Origin of the sequence: Mesorhizobium sp. M0217, assembly GCF_040321955.1 — a bacterium.
Lineage (GTDB): Bacteria > Pseudomonadota > Alphaproteobacteria > Rhizobiales > Rhizobiaceae > Mesorhizobium.
On the sequence record NZ_JAMYSN010000006.1, the window covers coordinates 75,525 to 98,593 of the forward strand.

Annotated in this window: 19 protein-coding genes; 14 read left to right on the forward strand and 5 right to left on the reverse strand. The window is 62.7% G+C overall.

The window, feature by feature from the left end; all coding sequences use genetic code 11:
- The first annotated feature begins 159 nt into the window (after nt 1-159).
- The 8 genes from NKJ18_RS12725 to NKJ18_RS12760 all read left to right on the forward strand — a co-directional run bounded on the left by NKJ18_RS12725 (nt 160) and on the right by NKJ18_RS12760 (nt 8,652).
- Nucleotides 160-1,518, forward strand: a complete 1,359-nt coding sequence (locus tag NKJ18_RS12725; protein WP_031203165.1) for an LLM class flavin-dependent oxidoreductase — start codon at nt 160-162, stop codon at nt 1,516-1,518.
- A gap of 15 nt (nt 1,519-1,533) precedes the next feature.
- A complete protein-coding gene (locus NKJ18_RS12730; RefSeq protein ID WP_023689969.1) occupies nt 1,534-2,310 on the forward strand; it encodes a DUF427 domain-containing protein in 777 nt (258 codons plus the stop codon).
- Nucleotides 2,311-2,346: 36 nt separating this feature from the next.
- The gene (locus NKJ18_RS12735) at nt 2,347-3,990 is read left to right on the forward strand and encodes an ABC transporter substrate-binding protein (protein ID WP_352758326.1); all 1,644 of its coding nucleotides are present in this window, start codon (nt 2,347-2,349) and stop codon (nt 3,988-3,990) included.
- A 37-nt stretch (nt 3,991-4,027) separates the two neighbouring features.
- Nucleotides 4,028-4,987, forward strand: coding sequence for an ABC transporter permease (locus tag NKJ18_RS12740; protein WP_352758328.1), 960 nt, complete (start codon nt 4,028-4,030; stop codon nt 4,985-4,987).
- Nucleotides 4,984-5,865: an ABC transporter permease gene (locus NKJ18_RS12745; RefSeq protein ID WP_352758329.1), complete on the forward strand. Its 882-nt coding sequence runs from the start codon at nt 4,984-4,986 to the stop codon at nt 5,863-5,865. Before NKJ18_RS12740 ends, NKJ18_RS12745 begins: the two co-directional genes overlap by 4 nt.
- Nucleotides 5,866-5,965: 100 nt before the next feature.
- The gene (locus NKJ18_RS12750; protein WP_352758331.1) at nt 5,966-6,451 is read left to right on the forward strand and encodes a hypothetical protein; all 486 of its coding nucleotides are present in this window, start codon (nt 5,966-5,968) and stop codon (nt 6,449-6,451) included.
- A 164-nt stretch (nt 6,452-6,615) separates the two neighbouring features.
- A complete protein-coding gene (locus NKJ18_RS12755; protein ID WP_023694217.1) occupies nt 6,616-8,055 on the forward strand; it encodes an aldehyde dehydrogenase family protein in 1,440 nt (479 codons plus the stop codon).
- Nucleotides 8,056-8,070: 15 nt separating this feature from the next.
- Nucleotides 8,071-8,652 carry a DUF1349 domain-containing protein gene (locus NKJ18_RS12760; protein WP_023732560.1) on the forward strand — a complete coding sequence of 194 codons (582 nt, stop codon included), beginning with the start codon at nt 8,071-8,073 and terminating at the stop codon, nt 8,650-8,652.
- 19 nt (nt 8,653-8,671) lie between these two features.
- Here NKJ18_RS12760 and NKJ18_RS12765 read toward each other — a convergent pair whose 3' ends face one another.
- Entirely contained in the window at nt 8,672-9,451 is a 780-nt protein-coding gene (locus NKJ18_RS12765) for a helix-turn-helix transcriptional regulator (protein WP_352496932.1), read from the reverse strand.
- 109 nt (nt 9,452-9,560) lie between these two features.
- Here NKJ18_RS12765 and NKJ18_RS12770 point away from each other — a divergent pair, with 109 nt between their 5' ends.
- The 5 genes from NKJ18_RS12770 to NKJ18_RS12790 all read left to right on the forward strand — a co-directional run bounded on the left by NKJ18_RS12770 (nt 9,561) and on the right by NKJ18_RS12790 (nt 16,907).
- The gene (locus NKJ18_RS12770; protein ID WP_023729652.1) at nt 9,561-11,720 is read left to right on the forward strand and encodes a hydantoinase/oxoprolinase family protein; all 2,160 of its coding nucleotides are present in this window, start codon (nt 9,561-9,563) and stop codon (nt 11,718-11,720) included.
- Nucleotides 11,721-11,732: 12 nt separating this feature from the next.
- Nucleotides 11,733-13,937 carry a hydantoinase B/oxoprolinase family protein gene (locus tag NKJ18_RS12775; RefSeq protein ID WP_023711270.1) on the forward strand — a complete coding sequence of 735 codons (2,205 nt, stop codon included), beginning with the start codon at nt 11,733-11,735 and terminating at the stop codon, nt 13,935-13,937.
- Nucleotides 13,934-14,419, forward strand: a complete 486-nt coding sequence (locus tag NKJ18_RS12780) for an acetone carboxylase subunit gamma (RefSeq protein WP_023668821.1) — start codon at nt 13,934-13,936, stop codon at nt 14,417-14,419. Before NKJ18_RS12775 ends, NKJ18_RS12780 begins: the two co-directional genes overlap by 4 nt.
- Before the next feature lie 101 nt (nt 14,420-14,520).
- Nucleotides 14,521-15,348, forward strand: a complete 828-nt coding sequence (locus NKJ18_RS12785; protein ID WP_023684241.1) for an SDR family NAD(P)-dependent oxidoreductase — start codon at nt 14,521-14,523, stop codon at nt 15,346-15,348.
- Between the two features lie 275 nt (nt 15,349-15,623).
- Nucleotides 15,624-16,907, forward strand: coding sequence for an O-antigen ligase family protein (locus NKJ18_RS12790; protein WP_023689977.1), 1,284 nt, complete (start codon nt 15,624-15,626; stop codon nt 16,905-16,907).
- 10 nt (nt 16,908-16,917) lie between these two features.
- On the opposite strand, the gene NKJ18_RS12795 is transcribed toward NKJ18_RS12790, so the two are convergent.
- The 3 genes from NKJ18_RS12795 to NKJ18_RS12805 form a co-directional block, all read right to left on the reverse strand.
- Nucleotides 16,918-18,009, reverse strand: coding sequence for an acyltransferase family protein (locus tag NKJ18_RS12795; RefSeq protein WP_023711268.1), 1,092 nt, complete (start codon nt 18,007-18,009; stop codon nt 16,918-16,920).
- 177 nt (nt 18,010-18,186) lie between these two features.
- Nucleotides 18,187-19,410: a polysaccharide biosynthesis/export family protein gene (locus NKJ18_RS12800; protein WP_032894632.1), complete on the reverse strand. Its 1,224-nt coding sequence runs from the start codon at nt 19,408-19,410 to the stop codon at nt 18,187-18,189.
- A 218-nt stretch (nt 19,411-19,628) separates the two neighbouring features.
- Nucleotides 19,629-20,306: a sugar transferase gene (locus tag NKJ18_RS12805; RefSeq protein ID WP_023668816.1), complete on the reverse strand. Its 678-nt coding sequence runs from the start codon at nt 20,304-20,306 to the stop codon at nt 19,629-19,631.
- 607 nt (nt 20,307-20,913) lie between these two features.
- Here NKJ18_RS12805 and NKJ18_RS12810 point away from each other — a divergent pair.
- Nucleotides 20,914-21,186, forward strand: a complete 273-nt coding sequence (locus NKJ18_RS12810; protein ID WP_023711266.1) for an exopolysaccharide production repressor protein — start codon at nt 20,914-20,916, stop codon at nt 21,184-21,186.
- 47 nt (nt 21,187-21,233) lie between these two features.
- On the opposite strand, the gene NKJ18_RS12815 is transcribed toward NKJ18_RS12810, so the two are convergent.
- Complete coding sequence (locus NKJ18_RS12815; protein WP_023711265.1) at nt 21,234-23,069, reverse strand: ABC transporter ATP-binding protein; 1,836 nt, start codon at nt 23,067-23,069, stop codon at nt 21,234-21,236.

Consider the following 23,069-nt stretch of genomic DNA (forward strand, 5'->3'; position numbering starts at 1 on the left):
CTTCGAGGGCAATCGCTTCCGCTTTCGCGCCGCACAATCTCTATAAAATTACTCGAATTAAGCTGGAGCGCAATCTACCTTTCATCGCTCAGGAGAGATTGTCGCAGCCGGTCGAGGCGTCGCGACGGTCCCTTGGAGCAGTTCTGCAAGGAGGCCGACATGGCACGCGACCACATGATCCTCAGCGCGTTTTTCTTCAACCCGCAGGGCGATCATCGTATGTCATGGCGCCATCCGCGCGCGCCCGGCCGCGAAGTGCTCGACTTCGACTTCTACCGCGATCTCGTCCAGTCTGCCGAGCGCGCCAGGATCGATACGATCTTCGTCGCCGACCATGTCGCGATCTGGGATTCCGTACAGAGCGGCGTAGCCCATTACGCCAATGCCCGCCTGGAACCGCTGACGCTGTTGTCGGCGCTTGCCGGCGTGACCAGGCATATCGGCCTCATCACAACCGCCTCGAGCTCCTACAGCGAGCCCTACAACGTCGCCCGCATGTTTGCCTCGCTCGACCATATCAGCAAGGGCAGGGCGTCTTGGAATGTGGTGACGTCGGCCATGGACGAGGAGGCCCGCAATTTCGGCCGCGACGGCAATATCGAGCACGCCTTTCGCTATGAGCGCGCCACCGAATTCCTCGATATCGTCAAGGCGCTGTGGGACAGCTGGGAAGACGAGGCGCTACTGATCGACAAGGCATCGGGCTATTTCGCCGATCCCGACAAGGTCCATGCGATCAACCACAAGGGCCCGCATTTCAAGGTGCGCGGACCGCTCAATGTCTCGCGCCCGCCGCAGGGCCATCCGCTGATCGTCCAGGCCGGCTCGTCCGAAGACGGCAAGAATTTCGCTACCGCGCACGCCGATGCGCACTTTGCCATCTACAGCACCAAGGAAGACGGCATCAAATATAGGCAGGACATCAACGAGCGCCTCGCCCGTTACGGCCGCAAGCCCGAGAGCTTCAAGATCCTGCCGGGCATCCTGCCGATCGTCGCAGCTTCCGAAGCAGAGGGACGCGAGCGGCAAGAGTATCTGCAGAGCTTGCTTCCCGATCGGGTCGGCATCGACCTTCTCTCGAGCTGGAGCGGTGTCGATCTCTCAGTCTTCCCGCCGGACGGCCCGCTACCGCCGCTGCCGGACGAAAGCACATTCAATGGTGGCCGCACTTCGTTGAACCGCGTCAAGGAATGGTCGAAGCAGAACCTCACTCTGCGCGAGATCGCTCGCAAGCTCGCCAACAGCGGTTCGGTGCCGACCGTCGTCGGCACGCCCAACCAGATCGCCGATCAGCTGCAGGACTGGCTCGAGGCAGGTGCCGCCGACGGCTTCAACCTGATGTTCCCGCTGCTCCCGGAGGATTGGGTGAATTTTGCCGAGCAGGTCGTGCCGGAACTGCAGCGCCGCGGCGTATTCCCCACCGAATATGCGCCGGGGACGCTGCGTGATCGTTTCGGCCTGGCTCGGCCGGCCAACCGCTTCGCCGAACAGCGCGACAATGTGCGCGCCGTATCCTGACTTGGGGCAACTGATATGACCGGAGCGCCAAAACTTCAGCCCCGCGAAGCCACGGCTCCGCAGCTCATCAATGTTCTGCACAGCCCCAAGCGCATTCGGGTCAAATTCGCCGGCCGCACCATCGCCGACAGCCGCAACGTCCTGGTGCTGCGCTCCAACCATTTTCTGCCGATCTATTTCTTCCCGGCCTCCTCGGTGGACCGCTCGCTCTTGAAGCCGTCCGAGCATAGCCAGCCCCATCCCGTCGGTGGCGAAACCACCTATTGGAACCTGGAGACGAGAGAAAAAGCTTCGCCCAACGCCGCCTGGTCGCTTGTCGCGCCGCCGGATGAAAATCTGTCGCCGCTGGCCGGGCGTATCGCCTTCACCTGGAAGGCGGTCGACCAATGGTTCGAGGAGGAAGAAGAGGTCTTCGTCCACGCCCGCGATCCATACGCACGCATCGATGTGCTGCAGAGTTCAAGTCACGTCCAGATCTGGTTCGACGGCGAACTGATCGCCGACAGCCATCGCCCGGTGCTTCTGTTCGAAACGCATCTGCCGACGCGTTTCTACCTGCACCCGGACGATGTCAGGCTCGACCGGCTGACCGCTTCGGACAGCACGACGCGCTGTCCCTACAAGGGCATTGCCTCTTACTGGTCGGGCCTGCGCGCCGACGGCTCGGTAAGCCCCGATATCGCCTGGAGCTACCGCGATCCCATTGCCGAAATGCCCAAGATCAGGGGCCTCATCGCCTTCTACCCGCAAGCCGTCGACCGCATCCATCTCGACGGCGAACCAGTCGCTTAAAGCCATTCAACAGTCATTTCAGACAGGGGTTTCAAAATGACCAAACGCAACGACATCGATACGCTTCGCAATCTGTCCGGCGACATCTGGAACGTCGCCGTCGATGAGCACCAGGCCGGCTTCCTCAAGCGCCGCGATCTGCTGAAATACGCAGCCTTGATCGGCCTCACCGGCTTTGCCGCCTCGCAGGGACTTGCTGGTTTCGGCACGGCGCGCGCTGCCGGCGCCGGCGGCACGGTCCGCGTTGGGCTCGGACAGCCGACCAAGGCGATCGATCCCGTCTCGATCACCGATCCGGCCAGCATCGGCGTCATCAGCCAGGTCGGCGAATATCTCATCCTCGACGATCCCAAGGACGGTCTGCAGCCGAAGCTCGCTCTGTCCTGGGAGGCCGACGAGACGGCCAGCCACTGGACCTTCAAATTGCGGCCGGGCGTGAAATTCCACGACGGCCGCACCGTCACAGCCAAGGATGTTGTGGCGAGCTTCGAGCGGCTGGTCGATCCGGCCAGCGGTTCGTCCGCTTTGTCTGCCTATAAGGGCATCCTGTCCAAGGGCGGCGCCAAGGTCGTCGACGACCAGACAGTCGCCTTTGATCTCGAGGGCCCCAACAGCAACTTCCCCTTCTATGTCTCCTCCGACGTCTACAACGCCGTAATACTGCCGGCCGACTATGCCGGCGATTTCGAGAAGAATTTCAACGGCACCGGCCCGTTCAAGCTCGAATCCTTCCGCCCCAAGCAGGGCGCCAGCTTCGTGCGCAACCCAGACTATTGGGGCGACAAGGCGCTGCCCGACCGCGTCGAGATCAAGTTCTTCGACGACGAGCAGGCGCAGGTGCTGGCGCTGCAGGCCGGCCAGCTCGACGTCATCCCGAGCACGACCCGGCTGGAATTGGCGATCGAGGGCAATCCCAACTTCAAGCTGCTCAGCGTGCAGGCAAGTTCGCATGACGAGGTGCATCTGCGGACCGACCAGGCGCCGTTCACCGACAAGCGCATTCGCCGCGCCTTGGCGCTCACCATCGACCGCGAGGCGGTGGTCAAGGGCTTGCTCAAGGGCCGCGCCATCGTCGGCAACGACACCCCGTTCGCGCCGATCTTCCCCTCGGCCGATCCGTCGGTGCCGCAGCGCAAGCAGGACATCGCCGAGGCCAAGCGCCTGCTTGGCGAAGCCGGCGTGCCGAACGGCTTCCCGGTGACGCTGACCACCGAGCGCGCCTATGACATTCCCGATTATGCCGTGCTGATCCAGAATTTTGCCAAGAAGGCCGGCATCGACATCAAGCTCAACGTGCTGCCGCAGGACGCCTATTATGGCTCGGCGAAGTTCGGCTCGTCGCCATGGCTCGATTCCAATCTCGGCATTACCGATTTCGGACATCGCGGCACGCCCGACATCTTCCTCAACGCGACGCTGAAGAGTTCGGGCGCCTGGAATGCGGCGCATTTCAACAACCCGGCCTATGACGGGCTGCTGCTCGAATATGGCAAGGCCCGCGACCTTCAGGCGCAACGCCTTGCCGCGGGCAAGATCCAGACCTTGCTGCTGGACGAGACGCCGCTGATCATCAGCTACTTCTCGCAATACAGCCGCATCGTCTCGTCGAAGGTCGAGGGCGTCCGCTTCACGGCGATCTCGCATCTGCTGCTCGACCGCGTGACGTTCGCCCAGGCATGATTGCGAGACGTCCAGCCACTCCGGGCACTAAAATCCGATGCTGACCGGCCGCACTGTGTCGGTGCGGGCAGCCTCGCTTCTGCTCACGCTGTGGCTGGTCAGCATGCTGGTGTTCTTCGCCGGGCAGGTTCTGCCCGGCGATGTCGGTCGCCTCATGCTCGGGCCGTTCGCCGATGCCGAGGCCGTCGCGGCGCTGAACAGGCAGCTCGGCGCCGACCAGCCGGTGCTCGTGCAATACTGGCACTGGTTCAGCAGCGTGCTGTCAGGCGACTTCGGCACCTCCCTGTCGCTGCGTCTGCCGGTGGCGCCCTTCGTTCTGGAAAGCCTCAAGCGCTCGGCGGCCCTTGCCGGAATTATCCTCGTCTTTCTGCTGCCGCTGGGCATTGGCGCCGGCATCGTCGCCGGTCTCAACCAGGGCCGCTTTATCGACCGCCTGATCGTACTCGCCGGCGTGTCCTTCGGCATTGTCCCGGACTTCGTCTCCGGCCTGCTGTTGCTCATCGTCTTCGGCCTGTGGCTGAACTGGTTCCCGATCACCGGCGCTGCTCCCGATGGCGCCGGGCTGTGGGTCAGTGGCTATTACCTGATCCTGCCGGCGCTGCCGCTGGTGCTGAACCTTGCCGGCTACATCACCCGCATGACGCGGGCCGGCGTGATCGAGGCGCTGGCCGCCGACTATACGCGCACCGCCGTCCTGAAAGGCCTCGAGCGTCGCGAAATCCTCATCCGGCACGTGCTGCGCAATGCGCTGACGCCGACCGTCGCCGTGCTCGCGACGCAGACCGGTTACATGCTTGGCGGGCTGGTGGTCATCGAAGCGCTGTTCGGCATACAGGGCCTCGGCAACCTTGTCCTCAACGCCGCCAAGTCGCGTGACTTCCCGATGCTCGAAGCCGGCGTGCTGGTCATGGCGACCATCTTCGTGCTGTCGGCCGCGGCAGGCGATCTCGTGAATGCCTTGCTCGATCCGCGGCAGCGCCGCCGTGTCTCGCCATGATGGAACTGATGGAATTGCCGGAGCGCCGTACGCTGGGCTGGCGGGCAGCAAGTCGCATCCGCGAGACTGTTTCGCAGCTGCCGCCCTCGGTCATCATCGGCTCGCTGATCGTGCTGTTCTGGGTCGGCTGTGCCGTGTTCGGCAGCCTGTTTGTGCCCTACGATCCCTATGCCGAGGATTTCCTCGTCATGCTGGCGCCGCCCGACGCGGCGCACTGGTTCGGCACCGACCAGCTCGGCCGTGACGTGCTGTCGCGCATCGTCGTCGGCTCGCGTGACATCCTGCTGGTCGCGCCGGCAGCAACCCTGCTCGGCGTTGCCGCCGGCAGCGTGCTTGGGCTCGTGCTCGGCTATTTCGACGGGCTGGTCGACGCCATCGGCGCCAGGCTGCTCGACACGCTGATGGCCTTTCCCTTCATCGTTCTCGTCACCATGACGCTTGTCGCGCTCGGGCCGTCCAACCTTACCGTCATCCTGGTGATCGGCATCGCCTATGCCCCGCTGGTGGCACGGACGGTGCGTGCCGCCGTGCGCGAGCAGCGCGAGCGCGACTATGTCAGCGCCGCCCGTCTCGGCGGCGAGAGCGCTCTTCCCATCATGTTCCTCGAGATCCTGCCCAATGTCAGGGAAACCATCCTCATCGAGCTGGTCACAAGGCTTGGCTACGCCTTCTTTTCGATCGCCACGCTGAGCTTCCTCGGCCTCGGCATCCAGCCTCCCTCAGCCGATTGGGGACTGGCGGTTGCCGACGGCTACGGCTTCCTGACCGGCGGCAAATGGTGGGTGGTGATCTTCAACTCGGCGGCCATCGTTTCGCTTGTCATGGCAACCAATCTGATCGCGCAAGGCATGGGCGCCTTCGAAAACAGCGATCGGTGAGGAGCGGAACGCTCAGCAAAGCTGACGCGCAATCGCGGACCGTGCGCTAAAATCGTTCCTCGTGATTCGGCTCTGACAGGGCCTCAAAGCAAGGAACGGCATGAGCAAGGCCCTCATTACATTCGCATTGGTCGCGGTGCTCACCGCATTGCTCATGGCGCTCAGCCTGGGGGTGGCCAGGCACGGCTACCCCTATGGCGCGATCGGCGTGAGGCGGCTGGACGGCATTGCCGATGCCGGCTCGTTCCTGCCGCTCGCCGCCGTCTATTTCTTCGGCGCCATGCTGATGATGATCCTGCCGATCCGCGCCGCCGGCATCGTCTTGACCCATGCTGCGGATGCGCTGCTCTGGGCGGTGATCGCCCTGTTCGCCACGATTGTCGGCTGTCTCGTCGCCCGCTGGGCTTTCGGCCAGAGCAGCGTGCTGTGGGCGCTCCTGAACTGGCGTTTCCTGTTCGCCGCGGCCATCGTTGGCAGCCATTTCACCATGAACGAGCTGCGCCGTAACATCCTGCTCAGAAGCCTGTTCTTCGTCATCTTCGCCGCGGCAACGCTGGCTTGCCTGTTCTGGACTTTTCCGACCTGACAGGCCGCTTCATATTGTCCATCTTGAGGCCGCGGCTTTCATAGCCGCGCGCCATCGGCTATCCAGTCCGCAGCCAGATTTCAGCCCTCACAGTGTCGTCATTTGTCTGATAAATGATTCAGGCATACGGCACCCCCAGCGAACCAATACAAGGAAACCGCGACATGAGCCTCTTTCGTAAAAATCTGATCGATGGCGAGTGGGTGGGCGAGGCCGGCTCGCGCAACATCAATCCCTCGAACACGGGCGATGTCGTTGGCGAATATGCCTCGGCCGGCGCCGAGCAGGCAAAGCAGGCCATCGCGGCGGCCAAAGCCGCCTTCCCGGCCTGGTCGCGTTCGGCGCCGCTGGTGCGCCACGCCGTGCTGAAAAAGGCGTCGGACGAGATCATGGCGCGCAAGGACGAGATCGGGCGCGCGCTGTCGCGCGAGGAGGGCAAGACGCTGGCCGAGGGCATTGGCGAGACCATCCGCGCCGCCCAGATCTTCGACTTCTTCGCCGGCGAGACGCTGCGCCTGTCGGGTGAATTGGTGCCCAGCGTTCGCCCGGGCGTCGGCGTCGAGATCACCCGCGAAGCCGTCGGCGTCGTCGGCATCATCACGCCGTGGAATTTCCCCATCGCCATTCCCACCTGGAAAATCGCGCCGGCACTCACGCATGGCAACACCATCGTCTTCAAGCCGGCCGAACTCGTCCCCGAAAGCGCCTGGACCATTGTCGACATCCTGCACCGCGCCGGCCTGCCGAAAGGCGTGCTCAACCTGGTCATGGGCAAGGGCTCGGTGGTCGGCCAGGCCATGCTCGACAGCCCCGACCTCAACGCCATCACCTTCACCGGCTCGGTCGGCACCGGCAAACGCGTCGCCGCGGCAAGCGTCGAGCACATGCGCAAGTTCCAGCTCGAAATGGGCGGCAAGAACCCGATGGTTGTGCTCGACGACGCCGACCTCGCCACGGCTGTCGAGTGCGCCATCAACGGCGCCTATTTCTCGACCGGCCAGCGCTGCACGGCATCGTCGCGCCTGGTGGTGACCGAAGGCATTCACGACCGCTTCGTTGCCGCGCTCAAGGAGCGCCTGGAAAAGCTCGTCATCGGCGATGCGCTCGATGCCAAGACCCAGATCGGGCCCGTCGTCGATGCGAGCCAGCTGAAGCAGGACGAGGACTATATCGCCATCGGCAGCCAGGAAGGCGCCAACCTCGCCTTCGGCGGCGAGCGGCTGGACCGCGAAACACCCGGCTTCTATCTCAGGCCGGCGCTGTTCACCGAGAGCACCAACGCCATGCGCATTTCGCGGGAAGAAATCTTCGGGCCGGTCGCCAACGTCATTCGCGTCAAGGACTATGACGAGGCGCTTGCGGTTGCCAATGACACCCCCTTCGGCCTGACCTCCGGCATCTGCACCTCTAGCCTCAAGCATGCCACGCATTTCCGGCGCAATTCCGAGGCCGGCATGGTGATGGTCAATCTGCCGACCGCCGGCGTCGATTTCCACGTCCCGTTCGGTGGCCGCAAGGGATCGAGCTACGGCCCGCGCGAGCAGGGCCGCTATGCCGCGGAGTTCTACACTACGGTGAAGACAGCCTACACCTTTGCCGGCTAATCGACGGGTGAACCGATGACAGCGGCGAAAGAGGAACTGACCTGGCTCAACCCGCCGCCGCACCATGCTTTCGGTAATGGCATCGTGCATGTGCGCACCGGCGGGGAAACCGACTTCTGGCGCGAAACCTTTTACGGCTTCTGGCGTGACAATGGCCATTTCCTCTATCGCCCGGTTGAGGGTGACTTCAGCGCCGAAGTCACCGTCAAGGGCGACTACAAGGTGCTCTACGACCAGGCCGGGCTGATGCTGCGGCTGAGTGAAACGCACTGGATCAAGGCCGGCATCGAATACACCGACGGGCTGGCTTACTTTTCGGTGGTGGTCACCAACGACACCTCGGACTGGTCGCTGCTCAGCATTCCCACCGGCCCCGACGGCGTGCGCATCCGGCTGACCCGCCATGCCGAGGCGATCCGCATCCAATATCTTGATACCACCGATGGCAAGTGGAAGCCGGTGCGGCTGGCTTATTTCCCGATCTCCAAATCCGTCGATGTCGGCATGATGTGCTGCTCGCCGCAGCGCGAAGGGTTTGAGGTAACATTCTCCGGCTTTACTGTCGGCCCGCCGATTTCCAGGCAATTGCACGACTGACGGCCATATCGATGGCGGACTAACCGTCTGCCCGATGCTGGAAGAACTGCAAAAACAGCTCCCGTTCGGTGGTTATGTCGAGCTTCTCGTAGATGCGGCGGCGGTGGTTCTTCACCGTGCCGACGGCGATGCCGAGCCGTTCCGCGATGTTGGCGGTCGGATGTCCCGCCAGGATCAACTGCACCAATTCCCGCTCGCGCAGCGACAGCTCCGGCCACAGGCTCGCCGGGATGGTCGGCTCCTGCCGGGGCGAGGCGCCGGGGCCGGTCGGCGCCGATGTGCGGGAGAACTCGGTGCCGCGCGCCTTGATGTCGAGCGCATGCAAGGCCTCGAACACCGGCAGCCGCTCGTCCAGCAGGGCGATCTCGCTCTCCTTGAAGGTGGAGGTCGAGCGGTCGAGGAAGATGCCGAGGCACCAGTCGCCGCCATCGGCCAGCATGATGCCGACCTCATCGCAGATTTCCGACTGCGCCAGGAAGCCGGCTATGTACTGGCCGCGCTTGGCCTCGTCATCGGCAAGCCGCTTCAGCGGCAGGATGCCCAGCCTCTGCTCACGCCGCCACGAGGCATAGAACGGGTCGAAGACGTAGTAATTGTCGAGATAGCGCCGGACCATCTCGTCGGAGAAGCGCCGGTGCTTGATGAATTCCGGCGTCTTCGTCGCCGAATATCGGGTCACGGTGACGAGATCGTGCTCGATGTCCGCGCCGATCAGGTCGATCAGGCAGTCGACATGCCTGTCCGTACCGGTGGCGGCAATCGCCCTGGCGAGCGGCCCCCAGATATTGCCCATGCGCATGCCCTTTTCTCAGCGATCCCGGTCCGGCGGTCATTGTGTCTTTTGGCACATGGCGCAAGGCCGCCCAAGGAATCTAGCTTGAGCATCCTAGAGCAATCCCGAGGCGACCGTGACACAACCCAACCTCACCAGTCCCATCGTCGGCAATCCAATCGTCATCGGCATCGACGCCGGCGGCACCATGACCGACACGATCCTTGTCGACCAGGACGGCCACTTCAAGATCGGCAAGTCGGCAACCACGCCCAAGAACGAGGCCGAAGGCTTCCTCGCATCGGCCGAAGACGCGGCCGACGCCTGGGGCATCTCGCTGGAGCAGCTGTTCTCCGGCGTCAACGTCGTGCTCTATTCCGGCACCGGCATGCTCAACACACTGTTGTCGCGCACCGGGCGCCGGCTGGGCCTGATCACCACCAAGGGTCTGGAAGACATGATCCTGATGGGTCGCGGCCTGCAGGCCTGGGCCGACTATTCCTATGCCGACAGGCTGCATGCGGTCACCCACCACCATCCCGATCCGCTGGTGCCACGCCGCCGCACCCATGGCGTCACCGAGCGCATCGACCAGTTCGGCGACATCGTGCTGCCGCTCTACGAGCATGAGGTCGCGACTGCAGCCAGGAAGCTGATCGCCGACAAGGTCGAGGCGATCTGCATCATGACCATCTTCTCGCACGTCAATCCGGTGCACGAGAAGCGCATCGCCGAGATCTGCCGCGAGGAAGTGCAGAAGGCCGGCGCCGACATTCTCGTCTACACCAGCCACGAAGTCCGCCCGGTCATTCGCGAACAGTCGCGGCTGAACTCGGTGCTGATCGAGGCCTACGCGACGTCGCGCGGCCGCAAGCAGCTTAGGGGTATCGAGGACGTCTCGAAGAAATACGGCTTCAAATACGGCGTGCAGACTTTGCTCTCCTTTGGCGGCCTGACCTCGATCAATCATCCGCGCCTGCACGAAACCATGATTTCGGGCCCGATCGGCGGTATTCTCGGCGCGGCCTATGTCGGCAAGCTCATCGGCAACGACTCCCTGATCTGCTCGGACATGGGCGGCACCTCCTTCGACATGGGCGTCATTTCGCGCGGCCAGACGCGGATCGAGAACGAGCCGCTGATGGACCGTTTCAAGCTCAACGTGCCGACGTTGCATCTCGACACGATCGGCGCCGGCGCCGGCATGATCCTCAAGGTCGACCCGCTGACCAAGAAAGTCTCGCTCGGGCCGGAAAGCGCCGGTTCCGACCCCGGCCCCATCTGCTTCGCCAAGGGCGGCACTGAACCCACCATCGCCGATTGCGACGCCATACTAGGCCGCCTCAACCCGTATTATTTCCTCGGCGGCAAGGTCGTCTTGCAGGTCGAGAAGGCGCGCAAAGCGTTTGAGGAAAAATGCTCCAGCATCCTTGGCGTCGGGGTCGAGGAGGCTGCCGAAGGCATGATCGACATGCTGGAAGCCGATGCCAACAACGCGCTGCGCCGGGTCATTTCCGGCCAGGGCATCCATCCCTCGGAATTCACGCTGCTGTCCTATGGCGGCTCGGGTCCGCTGCATCTGGCCGGCTGCTCCAGGGGCATCGGCTTCAAGGACATCATCACCTTCCAGTTTGCCGCCGCCTTCTCGGCCTTCGGCTGCACCACCGCCGATTTCATGCGTCGGCATTCGGTGTCGACGCAGCACGACATCGGCGCCCGCGCAAGCGATAACGAGCTGCTCGCTTTCGGCAAGAAGGTCACCGACGTCTGGAATGATCTCACCAAGGCGGCGGTCAACGAGATGATCAGCGACGGCCATATCAGAGACAAGATCAAGACCGTGCCGTTCCTGATGATGCGCTACACCGGCCAGCTCGAGGATGTCGAGGTCATGGCACCGCTTGCCGAGGTCAATTCGGCTGACGACATGCGTAGGGTCATCGACGAGTTCGAGGCGGTCTACGCCAAGGTCAACCATCGCGTTTCGCGCTATGGCGAAGCCGGCTTCACCATCACCGAGCTCGGATTGATCGCCACCGCCGACAAGGTCAAGCCGGTGCTCTTGAAGCGCCCGCTCGGCAAGTCGGCCCCGGCAGCAGCGCACAAGGGCGTGCGCGAGGCCTATATCGGGGGACGCTGGCACAAGGCCAATCTCTACGAGATGGACCTACTGCAGCCCGGTCATGAGGTGATCGGTCCGGCCATCATCGAACATCCCGCCACCACGCTCGTTGTTCATCCGCAGGACCGTGTCCACGTCGATGAGTGGACGCTGCTGCATTACACCCATTCTTGAAAGGGCACCGCCATGTTGGACAGACCTGCCTCGGCCCTGCGCCTTCGCGAACGGCTGCTCGATTCAGAACGGCTGATGGAAGAGACCGGCTGCTATGACGGCATCACCGAGCTCACGCTACGCAACCAGGACCCGCTGAAATTCGAGACGCTGCACACCAAGCTGCGTGCCTATTGCGTCTCGGCCCGCGAAATGGCCCGCCGCATCTCGGCCTCGCCCGGCGTGCGCGAAGTCGGCGAAATGGTGGTGGCGATCTATACGCCCGAGGGCGATGCGATCGCGCTGTCCAACGGCATCATGGTCCACGTCCACACGATGAGCCGCTTCATCAAATGGATGATCGAGAACAATTACGAGGAAAACCCGAAGATCCGCGAAGGCGACATCTTTGCCAACAACGATGCCTTCATCGGCACAGTGCAGGTGCCCGACGTCATGGACGTGGTGCCGATCTTCCATGAAGGCACGCTGGTCGGCTGGGCCGGTGCGGTCTGCCACGAGCTCGAAGCCGGCGGCATCACGCCCGGCGGCGACGTCTGCCTGGCGCAGGAGCGCTTCACCGAAGGCCTGTTCGTCTGCGCCGAGAAGATCGGCGAGAATGACGAGATCCGCCGCGACTACGTCATCCGCTGCGAGCGCAATCTACGCATGCCGATCTACTGGGTGCTCGACGAGAAGGCCAAGGTCGCCTCCTGCATCGACATGCGCGAAAGCGTCAAGCAGCTGATCTCGGAGATCGGCCTCGACTACTGGATGAAGGTATCGAAGGAGTTCATTGAGGAGGGTCGTCGTGCCCAGCTCGCCCGCACCCGCCAGCTCACCGTGCCCGGCATCTATCGCGGCCACACCTTCTATGGCCATGTCACGACGGGCAAGCCCGGCTTCCAGCTGCTTGGCGATCCCGACTGGCTCTACAACATCCCGATCGAGATGGAGATCACCACCGACGGCAAGATCACCATGGACTTCGAGGGCACGCAGCCCTGGGGCTACCATTCGATGAACTGCACGCCGGCCGGCATGGATGGCGGCATGTTCGTCACCTTGACCCAGCACATGAATTTCGAGGGCCTGGTCAATGACGGCGCCTGGATGGCGACCGAGCTGAAGCTGCCGCACGGCACCTGGACCAATCCCGACAATGAGATGGTGGCGACCGCCACATCCTGGGCGCTGCTGCTGCCGGCCTATGGCGTGTTCCAGCGCCTTTTGTCGCGCGGCTTCGTCGCGCGCGGCTTCGTCGAGGAAGCCTTCGTCGGCCAGGTCAACAGCCCGATGATCGAGATGGGCGGCGAAAGCCAGTACGGCACGCCGTTCGGCATGGCGCATTTCGAATGCGCCGCCGCCGGCTCCGGCGCGCTCGCCATCGCCGATGGCCTCGACACCGCCTATGTCGGCTGGAATCCGGAATCCGACATGGGCAACATTGAGGTCTGGGAACAGTCGATGCCGATGGTCTATATCGGCCGCTCGATCATGCCCAATTCGGGCGGCGCCGGCAAATATCGCGGCGGCTGTTCCTTCGTCTCGACCTGGCTGATCAACAAGACCTCGCACCTGCGACTGCACACCTCGGAACACTCCTCGCGGGTATTCGACAATGGCGGCATGTGCGGCGGTTATCCCGCGCCGACCTGCCAGAAGCATCGCGCGGTGCGCAACTCCAACATCCACGAACTGGCGGCAAAAGGCGAACCGCTCGCGCATGCCCCAGGTATCGATCCGCATGTCTCCGACTACGAGAAGAACATCGGCGGCGACCATGCCGTGGTCGAAGGCCCCTACATCACCTCGCCGCACAAGTCGGGGGACATCTTCAGCCATTCCTACAATGGTGGCGGCGGCTACGGCGACGTGCTGGAGCGCGATCCGGTCAAGACCGCCTGGGATGTCGAGAACGGTTTTCTCACCCGCCAGGCGGCGATCCAGATTTTCGGCATCGTGCTGAAGGACGACGCCGAGGGTTATCCGGTTGCCGATATCGACGCCACCGTCGAACGTCGTGCCGCCATGCGCAGAGAGCGTCTGGCCAAGGCGATCCCGGTTTCGGACTGGATCGCTGCCGAACGCGGCCGTGTCGAGAAGGCCGACTTCGCGCCCGAGGTGAAGAAAATGTATGCCAGCGCGATCAAGCTATCGTCGCGCTTCACCAGGGATTTCAGTGATTTCTGGACCGTCGACGCCAGATCGATCTTCATGCCGGGAGCAAAGCCATGACCTCATACAGCAAGGAAGTCCTCGGCGATCTCTCAGCCGGCAAGCTGCCCTGGCCGCAGACAAAGCGCATCATGAGCGCCTACAAGGACGACGACCGCTTCTTCAAGATGCTCGCCGTCTATCAGGACCGTGTCGCATGGAAGGACCCGATCCTGCTGCCGGTCTCGGATCACCTCTTCATCTGCCAAAGCGGCGATGAACGGATCACCCGCTGCGAATGCGGCCACTCCTTCGGCGACTACCGCAAGAACTGGAAGCTCAAGGCTGCGATCAACGTGCGAAACACCGAGGAAGCGCTGCGCGAGATCTATCCCAACAGCGATATCCCCGATCCGCAATGGATGGAAATTCGCGAATTCATCTGTCCACAATGCGGCACCATGCACGAAGTGGAAGCGGCGGCGCCGGGCTACCCGATCGTCCATGATTTCGAGCCAGATCTCGAAGGCTTCTACCGCGAGTGGCTGGGCAAACCGCTTTAGCGAAACTCGATGTTACGGCCGCGTTGCCGGCAAGGTAGCGCTCCTAGCCGGCGACGGACTATGAATAAACGCATCGTACGTCGCATCGGAGACTGCCCACCATGACAGACCTTTCCGGCCGCAGCGCCATCGTCACCGGCGGGTTTTCCGGCATGGGTTTCGCCATTGCTACGGCCCTGGCGCAAGCCGGCGCCAATGTCGCCGTCGGCTCCTACATCGCGCCCGCCGGCGCCGACAGATCCGACGCCGCCTACTATCCCGGCGCCGATGAACTCGAGCGCGTGCGGTTGGCCCTGTCGGCACACGGCACCAGGGTTTGTGCCGCCCATCTCGATGTCCGCGACAGCGAGGTGACCAACCGGTTTGCAGCCGACGCGCAGGCCGCCATCGGCCCGGCCGACATACTGGTCAATGCCGCGGGCACCACCGCCGAACAGCCGGTCTGCGGCCATTCCGACGCGCTGTGGGACAAGATCGTCGACACCAATCTCAGCGGAGCGTTCCGCGTCACCCGAGCTGTGCTGCCCGGCATGATCGAGCGCGGCTGGGGCCGTATCGTCAACATCGGCTCGACGGCGGCTTCCGTCGGCTGGAAGGACAACCCGGCCTACTGCGCCTCGAAGGCCGGGCTGCTCGGCCTTACCCGCTGTGTAGCGCTGGAAGGCGCCGCGCACGGTGTCACTTGCGTCATGATCAGCCCGACCTGGGTCGAGACCGAACTGATGCGCCGCAACGTGGCGCAGGTCGTCGAGCGTGAGGGCAAGGGCAGAACCGCCGAGGAAGCGATGGCCGAGATCGCCAAGGGCAATCCCCAGCAGCGCATGCTGCAGCCGCAGGAAATCGCGGCTCTAGCCGTGTTCCTGTGCTCGGATCTGGCCAAGGGCATCACCATGGAAAACATCCAGATCACCGGCGGAGCGCTGTGGTAGCGGCCACAGTTTGAATTTTCGAACGAGCGAGCCGCATTAACGCCATTTGTCGGTTGCATGGTCGTTTTGGCCCTGCCTGCGGCAACTTTACCCCTCGCGGCAAATTTACCATTGAGTGACAGGCGATAGAGGTTATATTGTGCACTGCACAATGGATGCCCGCTGATCGGGGTCCGGCAAGGGCAGGTTCCGGCGATCGCGCATGACGCAGAAAAGCCGACCATGGGCGCTTCAGCCCAGCCGAAAGGCGGCAGCATGAGAAATCCGGTACGGATATGAAGATCCCGAAATCCATTCTGATCGATCCGGACAACAACAAGGCCTATGCCGCCTTCGCCGTTGCGGTGTCGGTCTTTGCCTTCGCCTACTCCACCAATTTCGGCCAGATCCTGATCCTCGCCTACTATCTGGTATGGCTGCCGCTGCTGTTCGTCGATTACCGGCGTTTCGCCCGCGATCTCTCCAGCGCCTGGCTGCCGCTGCTGTTTGCGGCCTATGTCTGCCTGTCGCTGTTCTGGTCGCAAGCGGCCGGCACCAGCGCGCGGGCGGGGCTGCAATATTTCTCCCACATGCTGTGCGCCTACATCGCGGCGCGCACCATCAGCACGCGCACGCTGGTGCTGGGCTCGCTGATCGGCATCTTCATCGTGCTGCTGTATTCGCTGAAGGTTGGCGCCTATGCGCTCGACACTATCGACGGCACCACCAATTTCGTCGGCGCCTTCGGCTCCAAGAACCAGATCGGCTTCTTCGCCTCGCTCGGCATCTTCTTCTGCTTCGCTTTTCTGGCCTTCTACCGGCGCAACTGGATGAGCTTCGTCTGGACCGCGCCGATCATCCTGCTGTCGGTCTATATGCTGGCGATCGCCCACTCGGCGACGTCGGTCGCTTCGCTTCCGGCGGTGATCGGTGTCGTTGCCTTGCTTGCGATGAGCAAGGTTCTGTCACGCCGCTACCGCCGCGTGCTGTTCGTCGTCGGCGCTACCGCGCTGGTCGGCGGTGTGATGGCTGCGCTGAACCTTGGCCTGCTCGATGTCGTGCTCGGCATCTTCGGCAAGGATTCGACGCTGACCGGCCGCACCTATCTCTGGGAACAGGGCTGGGCCGCCGCGCAGCAGCGTCCGGTGCTCGGTTATGGCTATGCCGCCTACTGGATCCAGGGTTTTGCCGATCCGGAACGGCTCTGGGCCGAGTTCTACATCTCCACCCGCACCGGCTTCCATTTCCACAACACCTATATCGAGACGCTGGTCGAGCTCGGCTTCATCGGCGTGACGATGCTGGCGCTGATCATCCTGCGCTCCTTCTGGGGCCATGTTTCGAAGGTGGTGTTCGGTGACTGGAGCGCCGATTCAGTGGTGCTCGCCGGCGCGGTCGGCATGATGCTGATCCGCTCCTTCTTCGAGGTCGAGATCCTCGGCCCCTATTTCATGGCCTCGTTCATCGTCTATTACGGCCTGTTCAAGCTGCGCCCGGTGCCGCTCGCCAGGGCAAGGCGGGCCTATGTTCCGGTGCCGGACGAGAACACCGCCAACGGCCGCATGCCGGCGCGCGTCTGACTTGCTTATCTCAGGCGACGGCGCGCTTGCGCAGCATCAGCCGCTGCAGGAAGCGGCGCAACGGCTCGTCATAGAGGCGCGTGGCGATGTCGGCGATGACGATGACGGAAACCGCCATGACGATGCCGAACCAGGGATGATGCGCGAACGGGTCGATCGCTGCGGCCTTGCCCGCCCCGGCGATGATCATCAGCAGCGGCGTGTGGATGATGTAGATTGGGTAGGAAATCCGCCCCAGCCAGCCATAGAGGCCTGACAGGCGCGGCGCCGTCGGCGCAATAGTGCCGACCACCACCAGCGCCGGGAAAACAAAGACGACGCAGGCGAGATCGTAGGCGACGCGCGCGCCGCCGACCGGCGCGATGGCAAAGACAACGAGCGTCAGTGCGATCGCGGCCTCTATCCACCAGCCGCGCCGCAGAAAGCCGAGCCCGCTTTGATAGCGTGTCATGGACCGGCAAAGCAGCACGCCCAGGAAGAACGAGAAACAGACGCGTGGCAGGCCGCTGATGATAGTCGATCCGGTCATGCCGAAGTCGAGGGTGCCGGCAATGATAGAGACGACCACCAGCAACACCAGACTGACGGCGATGAGCGTGCTCAGCACGCGTTTCGTCAGCAGGAAGAAGACGGCGACATAGGCTATGTTGACGATCAGCTCGAAGAACAGCGACCACGACGCGGGGTTGAGCGGAAAGATCGTGTGATAGGCATCGCTGACCAGCGGGATGAAGAACATGCCGGTCGTCAGCATGGTGCCGATCTCGGAGATCGGCATGTATTCCGCCGGAATCAGCCGGTTCTTGACGACGAGATAGAAGAAACCGAGCAGCGTGCCGGCGAGGTAGAGCGGGTAGAGGCGTATCAGGCGGATCGCCACGAAGGTGCCGACGCCCATGCCGTTTTCGATCTTGCGGTCATAGGCATGCGCGATGACGAAGCCGCTGAGCAGGAAGAACAGGTCGACGGCCAAATAGCTCGACGGCAGCACCTTGCCGGCGGCCAGGAACGGCGAGAAGTGGTAGAGCATGACGCTGATCGCCGCGACGCCGCGGATGGCATCGAGATTGAGGTAGACGTGGCGCGGTGCGGCGGGCTGCATGGAATGCCTTCAAGCGGTCGAAAAACGGAAGTTCCCGCCCGCACCCTGGCGCGAACGAGCCGAACTGGTTCCTCCCGCCTCCATCGCGCGGGCCTCGCCGAGCGAGCCCGAGCGCTAGAGCAATTCCGGGAAAAGTGGGAAACGGTTTTCCGTCCGGAATTGCTCCAAACAAACAGGTTACTGGCTGGCCGTCGGCGCCAGCTTCACCTTGATGACGTCGCCCGGCAGCACCGGCGTATCTTCCTTGGCGTCGATCTCGCTGGTCTTGCCGTCCGTCACGCGCACCAGCGAATAGATGAGCGCCGGCTCTTCATTGTGGTTTGTGATGGCGGCGGTCGTGGCCGGGTCCGATGCCTGGGCCATCAGGCCCTGTTGCATGTTGACCCTGAGTGCGGCTTCGTTGAGGTCTGCTTCGACCTGCTGCCGGTCGGCGGCAAGTCTCGAGTTCAACGTGTTCTGGGCATCGATGGCATCCTGCGTCGCCTTGCTGACCGACTGCTTGGCGGTGAGGATCGCCGTCTCATAGTCCAGGATCTTGCCCTGCAGATCGGTGACCGACTGTTGCGAGGAAAGCAGGCGTGCGTTGGCGACCAAGCCCTTTTGCGCCAGCGGACCGATACTGTCCGCCTGCTGCTGCGCCAGGTCGACCTGCTTTTGCTGGTTGACGATCTTTTTCTGCAGCGCCTCGATTTCGGACTGCAGGACCCCTTTCAGATCGTCAAGCGCCTGCAGCTTCAGCTTCAACGCTTTCTGGTCGGAGATCAGGATCTGCATTTCGTCGGCGACGATTGTCGCCAGGCGCGGGTCGCCCTCGACTTCCTTAGGCGCCTCGAAACTCTCCTTGCCGGCGAGATCGGCATCGATGCGGGCACGCTTGACGATCAACCGCACGCGCTGGTCGTCATAAATGTCGAAATTGCCCTTGGCGGTGATCAGATCCTTGCCGAGCTGGGTGCCGAAATCGGCGTTGCGCCGGATGCCGCCGGCGATGCTGATCGCCTTGAGCACGGTCAGCTCCGGCACATAGGGAAACTGGCCAGGCGTCTGGATCTCGCCCGAGATGTAGAACGGCCGGAACTGCACCATTTCCACCGAGGCTTCCGGCTTGTCCGACAAGGCAAGCTTGCGCTGCAGGGCGACGCTGATCGCGGTCGCAACCTCCGACGTGGTCTTGCCGGCGGCCGGCAGTTCGCCGACGAACGGCACCGACAAATTGCCGGCTGGACCGACCGAATATTCGCCGTTTACCGCCGACCAGTCACGGAACGTGCCTTCCACCGTCTGCCACTCGGCGACGCGGATGTTGAGCTTGTCCTGCGAGCCGAGCCGGTACTCGTCGGCCATGGCCGGAACCGCGAGCGACAGAGCGAGGCACGTGGCGACGAGCCGTGCCGGCCGCATCGGGCCGGCAAGGCGAAAATACGCTGATATGTCTGTTTTCAACTGAACGTTTCCGATCCGTTTTGGCCCCATCCGCCCGATAGGCCTGCTGCCGAGTGCCTCCTTCGGAACCTGGCAGAATACTATGGCTGCAATGCGAGACCGGCCCATCGCCGAATAGCTTTGGACCGGATTGGCTTCGGGCCGTACCGGCCCGATTGCTGACCAGTTGCGGTCGGTCAGTAGGAACCGCGCGACATCCACACCGCAGGCACGGTCTTGAGGATGATGCGAACGTCTTCGAACAGCGACCAGTTCTCGACATAGTGACGGTCGAACGCGACGCGACTGTCATAGGAGACATCGTTGCGTCCGCTGACCTGCCAGAGCCCGGTCAGGCCCGGCCGCGACTTCAAATAATAGACCGCGGCGCTGCCGTAGATCTCAAGCTCGTCGCGCACCACCGGGCGAGGCCCGACAAGGCTCATGTCGCCCTGCAGGATGTTGATGATCTGCGGCAGCTCGTCGAGGCTGAGCTTGCGCAGAACGGCGCCGACGCGGGTGACGCGCGGATCGTTCTTCAGCTTGCGGGTCGCGATCCATTCGGCGTTGGCTTCCGGATTGGCCGCGAGATAGGCGGCCAGCACACGTTCGCCGTCTTCGACCATGGTGCGGAACTTGAGGCAGGGGAAAATCCGCCCACCGCGTCCGATGCGCTTGTGGCCGTAGAAGATCGAGCCGCCGTCGGAAAGCTTGACCAGAAGGGCCACCATCAGGAACAGCGGGCTAAGCGCCACCAGGCCGACAAGTGAACCGAAAATATCGAAACTGCGCTTCAGCAGCCCGCCGATGGGTGGCGGAAAATCTACGCCGACATGCGAAAATGCCGCATTGGCCGACTTGGCAACGTCCCTCATGCAAAAGCTCCATACGTTGAACGGATGGTTTATGCCACGATACCAAAAAAATGCTGCAGCGCAACACACAATTTCCCATATGGCTGAAATAGTCACGTCAGGAATTGACTAAATAATAAACCCTCCTTGCCCAAATTTTGCCCTTTATGGCGGGTTTGTGACGAATAATTAGCAACCGTAGGAAATGTAATGCATTTTTTCGGCGGGTTTTGGGCAAATCGTCCTTTGCCGCAGAGGGAACGGCTTTAACTGATTTTCGAATCACTGGCTTTGCTAAATTAATCAAGTAAAATACTAATCAACGTTGTAGATTCTACTGTAGTATAAAGCGCATGACGAGTTAGGTCACCACCCCTGCGTGTGCATCGCAGCATGGCGGAGTCCAAGCCGCCGCCAAGCCGAAAATTATTGCAGGTTGCCCTTGCCGTCAGTTTCGCGCCTTAATAGAGTCGCAAATTATTCCTGATAGAGTCTGGATGGGTTGGGAAGGCCGGAAGCAACCGGCCGAAAAAGAGCAGCTAAATAAGCTCGCATGGCGAATGGGGAGATACTCGGGTGGGTAAGTCATCGCTTTTGCATGCTCGGGCCGGTTGACGGGCCGCCGAACATGTCATTACCAAAATTCGTCATTGGAATGGTTTTCGCCCTCGCGATCGTGGTCGCGTGGTCCTATGTCGACGGCGCGACGGTCACCACAACGGTGCTTCGCGTCATCGGCTGCGCTGTCCTCATCCAAGTCGGTTATTTCCTGCTGGTGTATGTTATGATCGCCAGGAGCGCGCCGACATCGGCCGACAGGGCTCGCGACGCCGAAAGAAGCCTCGGCGCCGACAAGGCGGTTGAAGGCGAGAAGCTCTCGGCGAGGCGCAGCGTGCATTGAACAGTCTGAAGCCGCAAGGTCGGCCTCGGATCATCTTGCAGCCGGACTCAGCCTGCTTCGGCCGGCTCGGGTTCCGATTGCTCGCCTGAAAGCATTTTCGACAGGCGGCTGCCGGCCTTCGCTTTCAACCTCTGATATTGCCCGACTTCGACGATTCGTCCGTTTTCGACTGCAACCACCCAGTCGGCGAAGGCGATCATCGATGGCCTGTGCGCAATGGTCAGGATCGTCATCGATCCGCGCAAGCCGTCGATCGATTTGGCGATCAGGGACTGGTTCTGCCAGTCGAGCGCGCTGGTCGCCTCGTCGAGAATGAGCAGCGAAGGTTTGCGCAGCAGCGCGCGCGCCAGCGCGATGCGCTGGCGTTCGCCGCCCGAGAGCCGGACGCCGCGGTCGCCGACCACCGTGTCGAGCCGCAACTCCAGCCGCTCGACGAAGTCGGCGCCATGCGCAGCGCGCAGTGCAGTCCACAGCTCCGCGTCACTGGCTTGCGGCGCGGCAAGGCGCAGATTGGCGGCGATCGTATCGTGCAGCAGGAACACGTCTTGCGGCACATACGCCACCTGGTCGCGCCAGCGCCGGCGGTTGGCGGCGCCGATCTCGACGCCATCGGCCAGGATTTTGCCCTCGCTCGGTTCGAGCAGGCCAAGCAGCATGTCGGCAAGCGTGCTCTTGCCCGATCCTGACGGACCGATCAGCGCCGTTACCTTGCCGGCGGGTAGGCCAAAGGTGACATCGCTCACCACCGGCTTGCCGCCCGCCTCATAGGCAAAGGAGACATTGCGTATGTTGAGCCCGACATCGAGCGACAGCTTGGCATCCGATTCGAGGTTTGCCGGCTCGCGCTCGGCATCGAAACGCGCCTGCATGTCGCGCATCGAGGCATAGGCCGGCAGATTGATCAGCACCTGCTGCGCCTGCATCTGCATGTCCATGAAGCGCGGCGCAATGCGCATGAACACCAGAAGCAGGACAACGATCTCGGCCAGCGAGAGGTTGAAGCGCACCAAAGCGACATAGATGAACAGGCTCAGACCAATGACGCTGGCGACCTGGAACAGAGCGGTGCCGATGGTGCTGTTGCGCACATAGTTGATGTTGTCGGCCTTCATCTTCTCCAGTGTCGCGCGAAGCTGCGCGTAATAGGTCGCCTCGACATTCAGGCTCTTGGCTACCTTGATGCCGCCGAGGAACTCCGAGACCGTTCGGTACTGCTCCTGGCGATTGCTGGTCAAAACCCGGCCGAAGGCGCTGGCTCGTGCCCGAAACGGCTGCAGCGCCAGGAAGGTGACGATGCCGACGACAATGGCAAACGCCGTCATCACTGTCGAAATGAACAGCGAGACAACGAGATAACCCGCCAGAAGCACGGCGATCTGCACCAGCATCAGCAGGGAGAACGCCGCCGACTGCACGCGGTCGATATCGCCGGTCAGCGCATGGTCGAGATCGGAGCTGCGCATGCGCGCGAATATCCCCCACCGCGCCTTGCCGATGCTCTCGAACAGGTTCATGCGCAGGCGATTGATGAAGTCGAGCAGCAGCCGCGCCATGTAGACGGATTTATAGCGGTTGAACGCTGCCTGCAGCGCGACAAGCCCGACCAGCAGGCAAAGCACCGTGGTCAATTGCAGCGTTCCGTCCGGAGCCAGCCAGCGCACCCAGTCGCGGTCAGGCAACCTGACCGCGAAATTCTGCTCGGGTCGCCCGACCAGATGCAGCAGCGGCACCAGAAGCAGGATCGAGATGCCTTCGGTCAGGCTTCCCAGGATCAGGAACAGCAATGCCGTGAAGGTCCTGCGCCCGCCGATCCGGGCCATGGCGGCGCCGAAGCCGGCGACATCGCGGTAAAACGAAAAGCGCAGGATCTGCGATGCGGACAT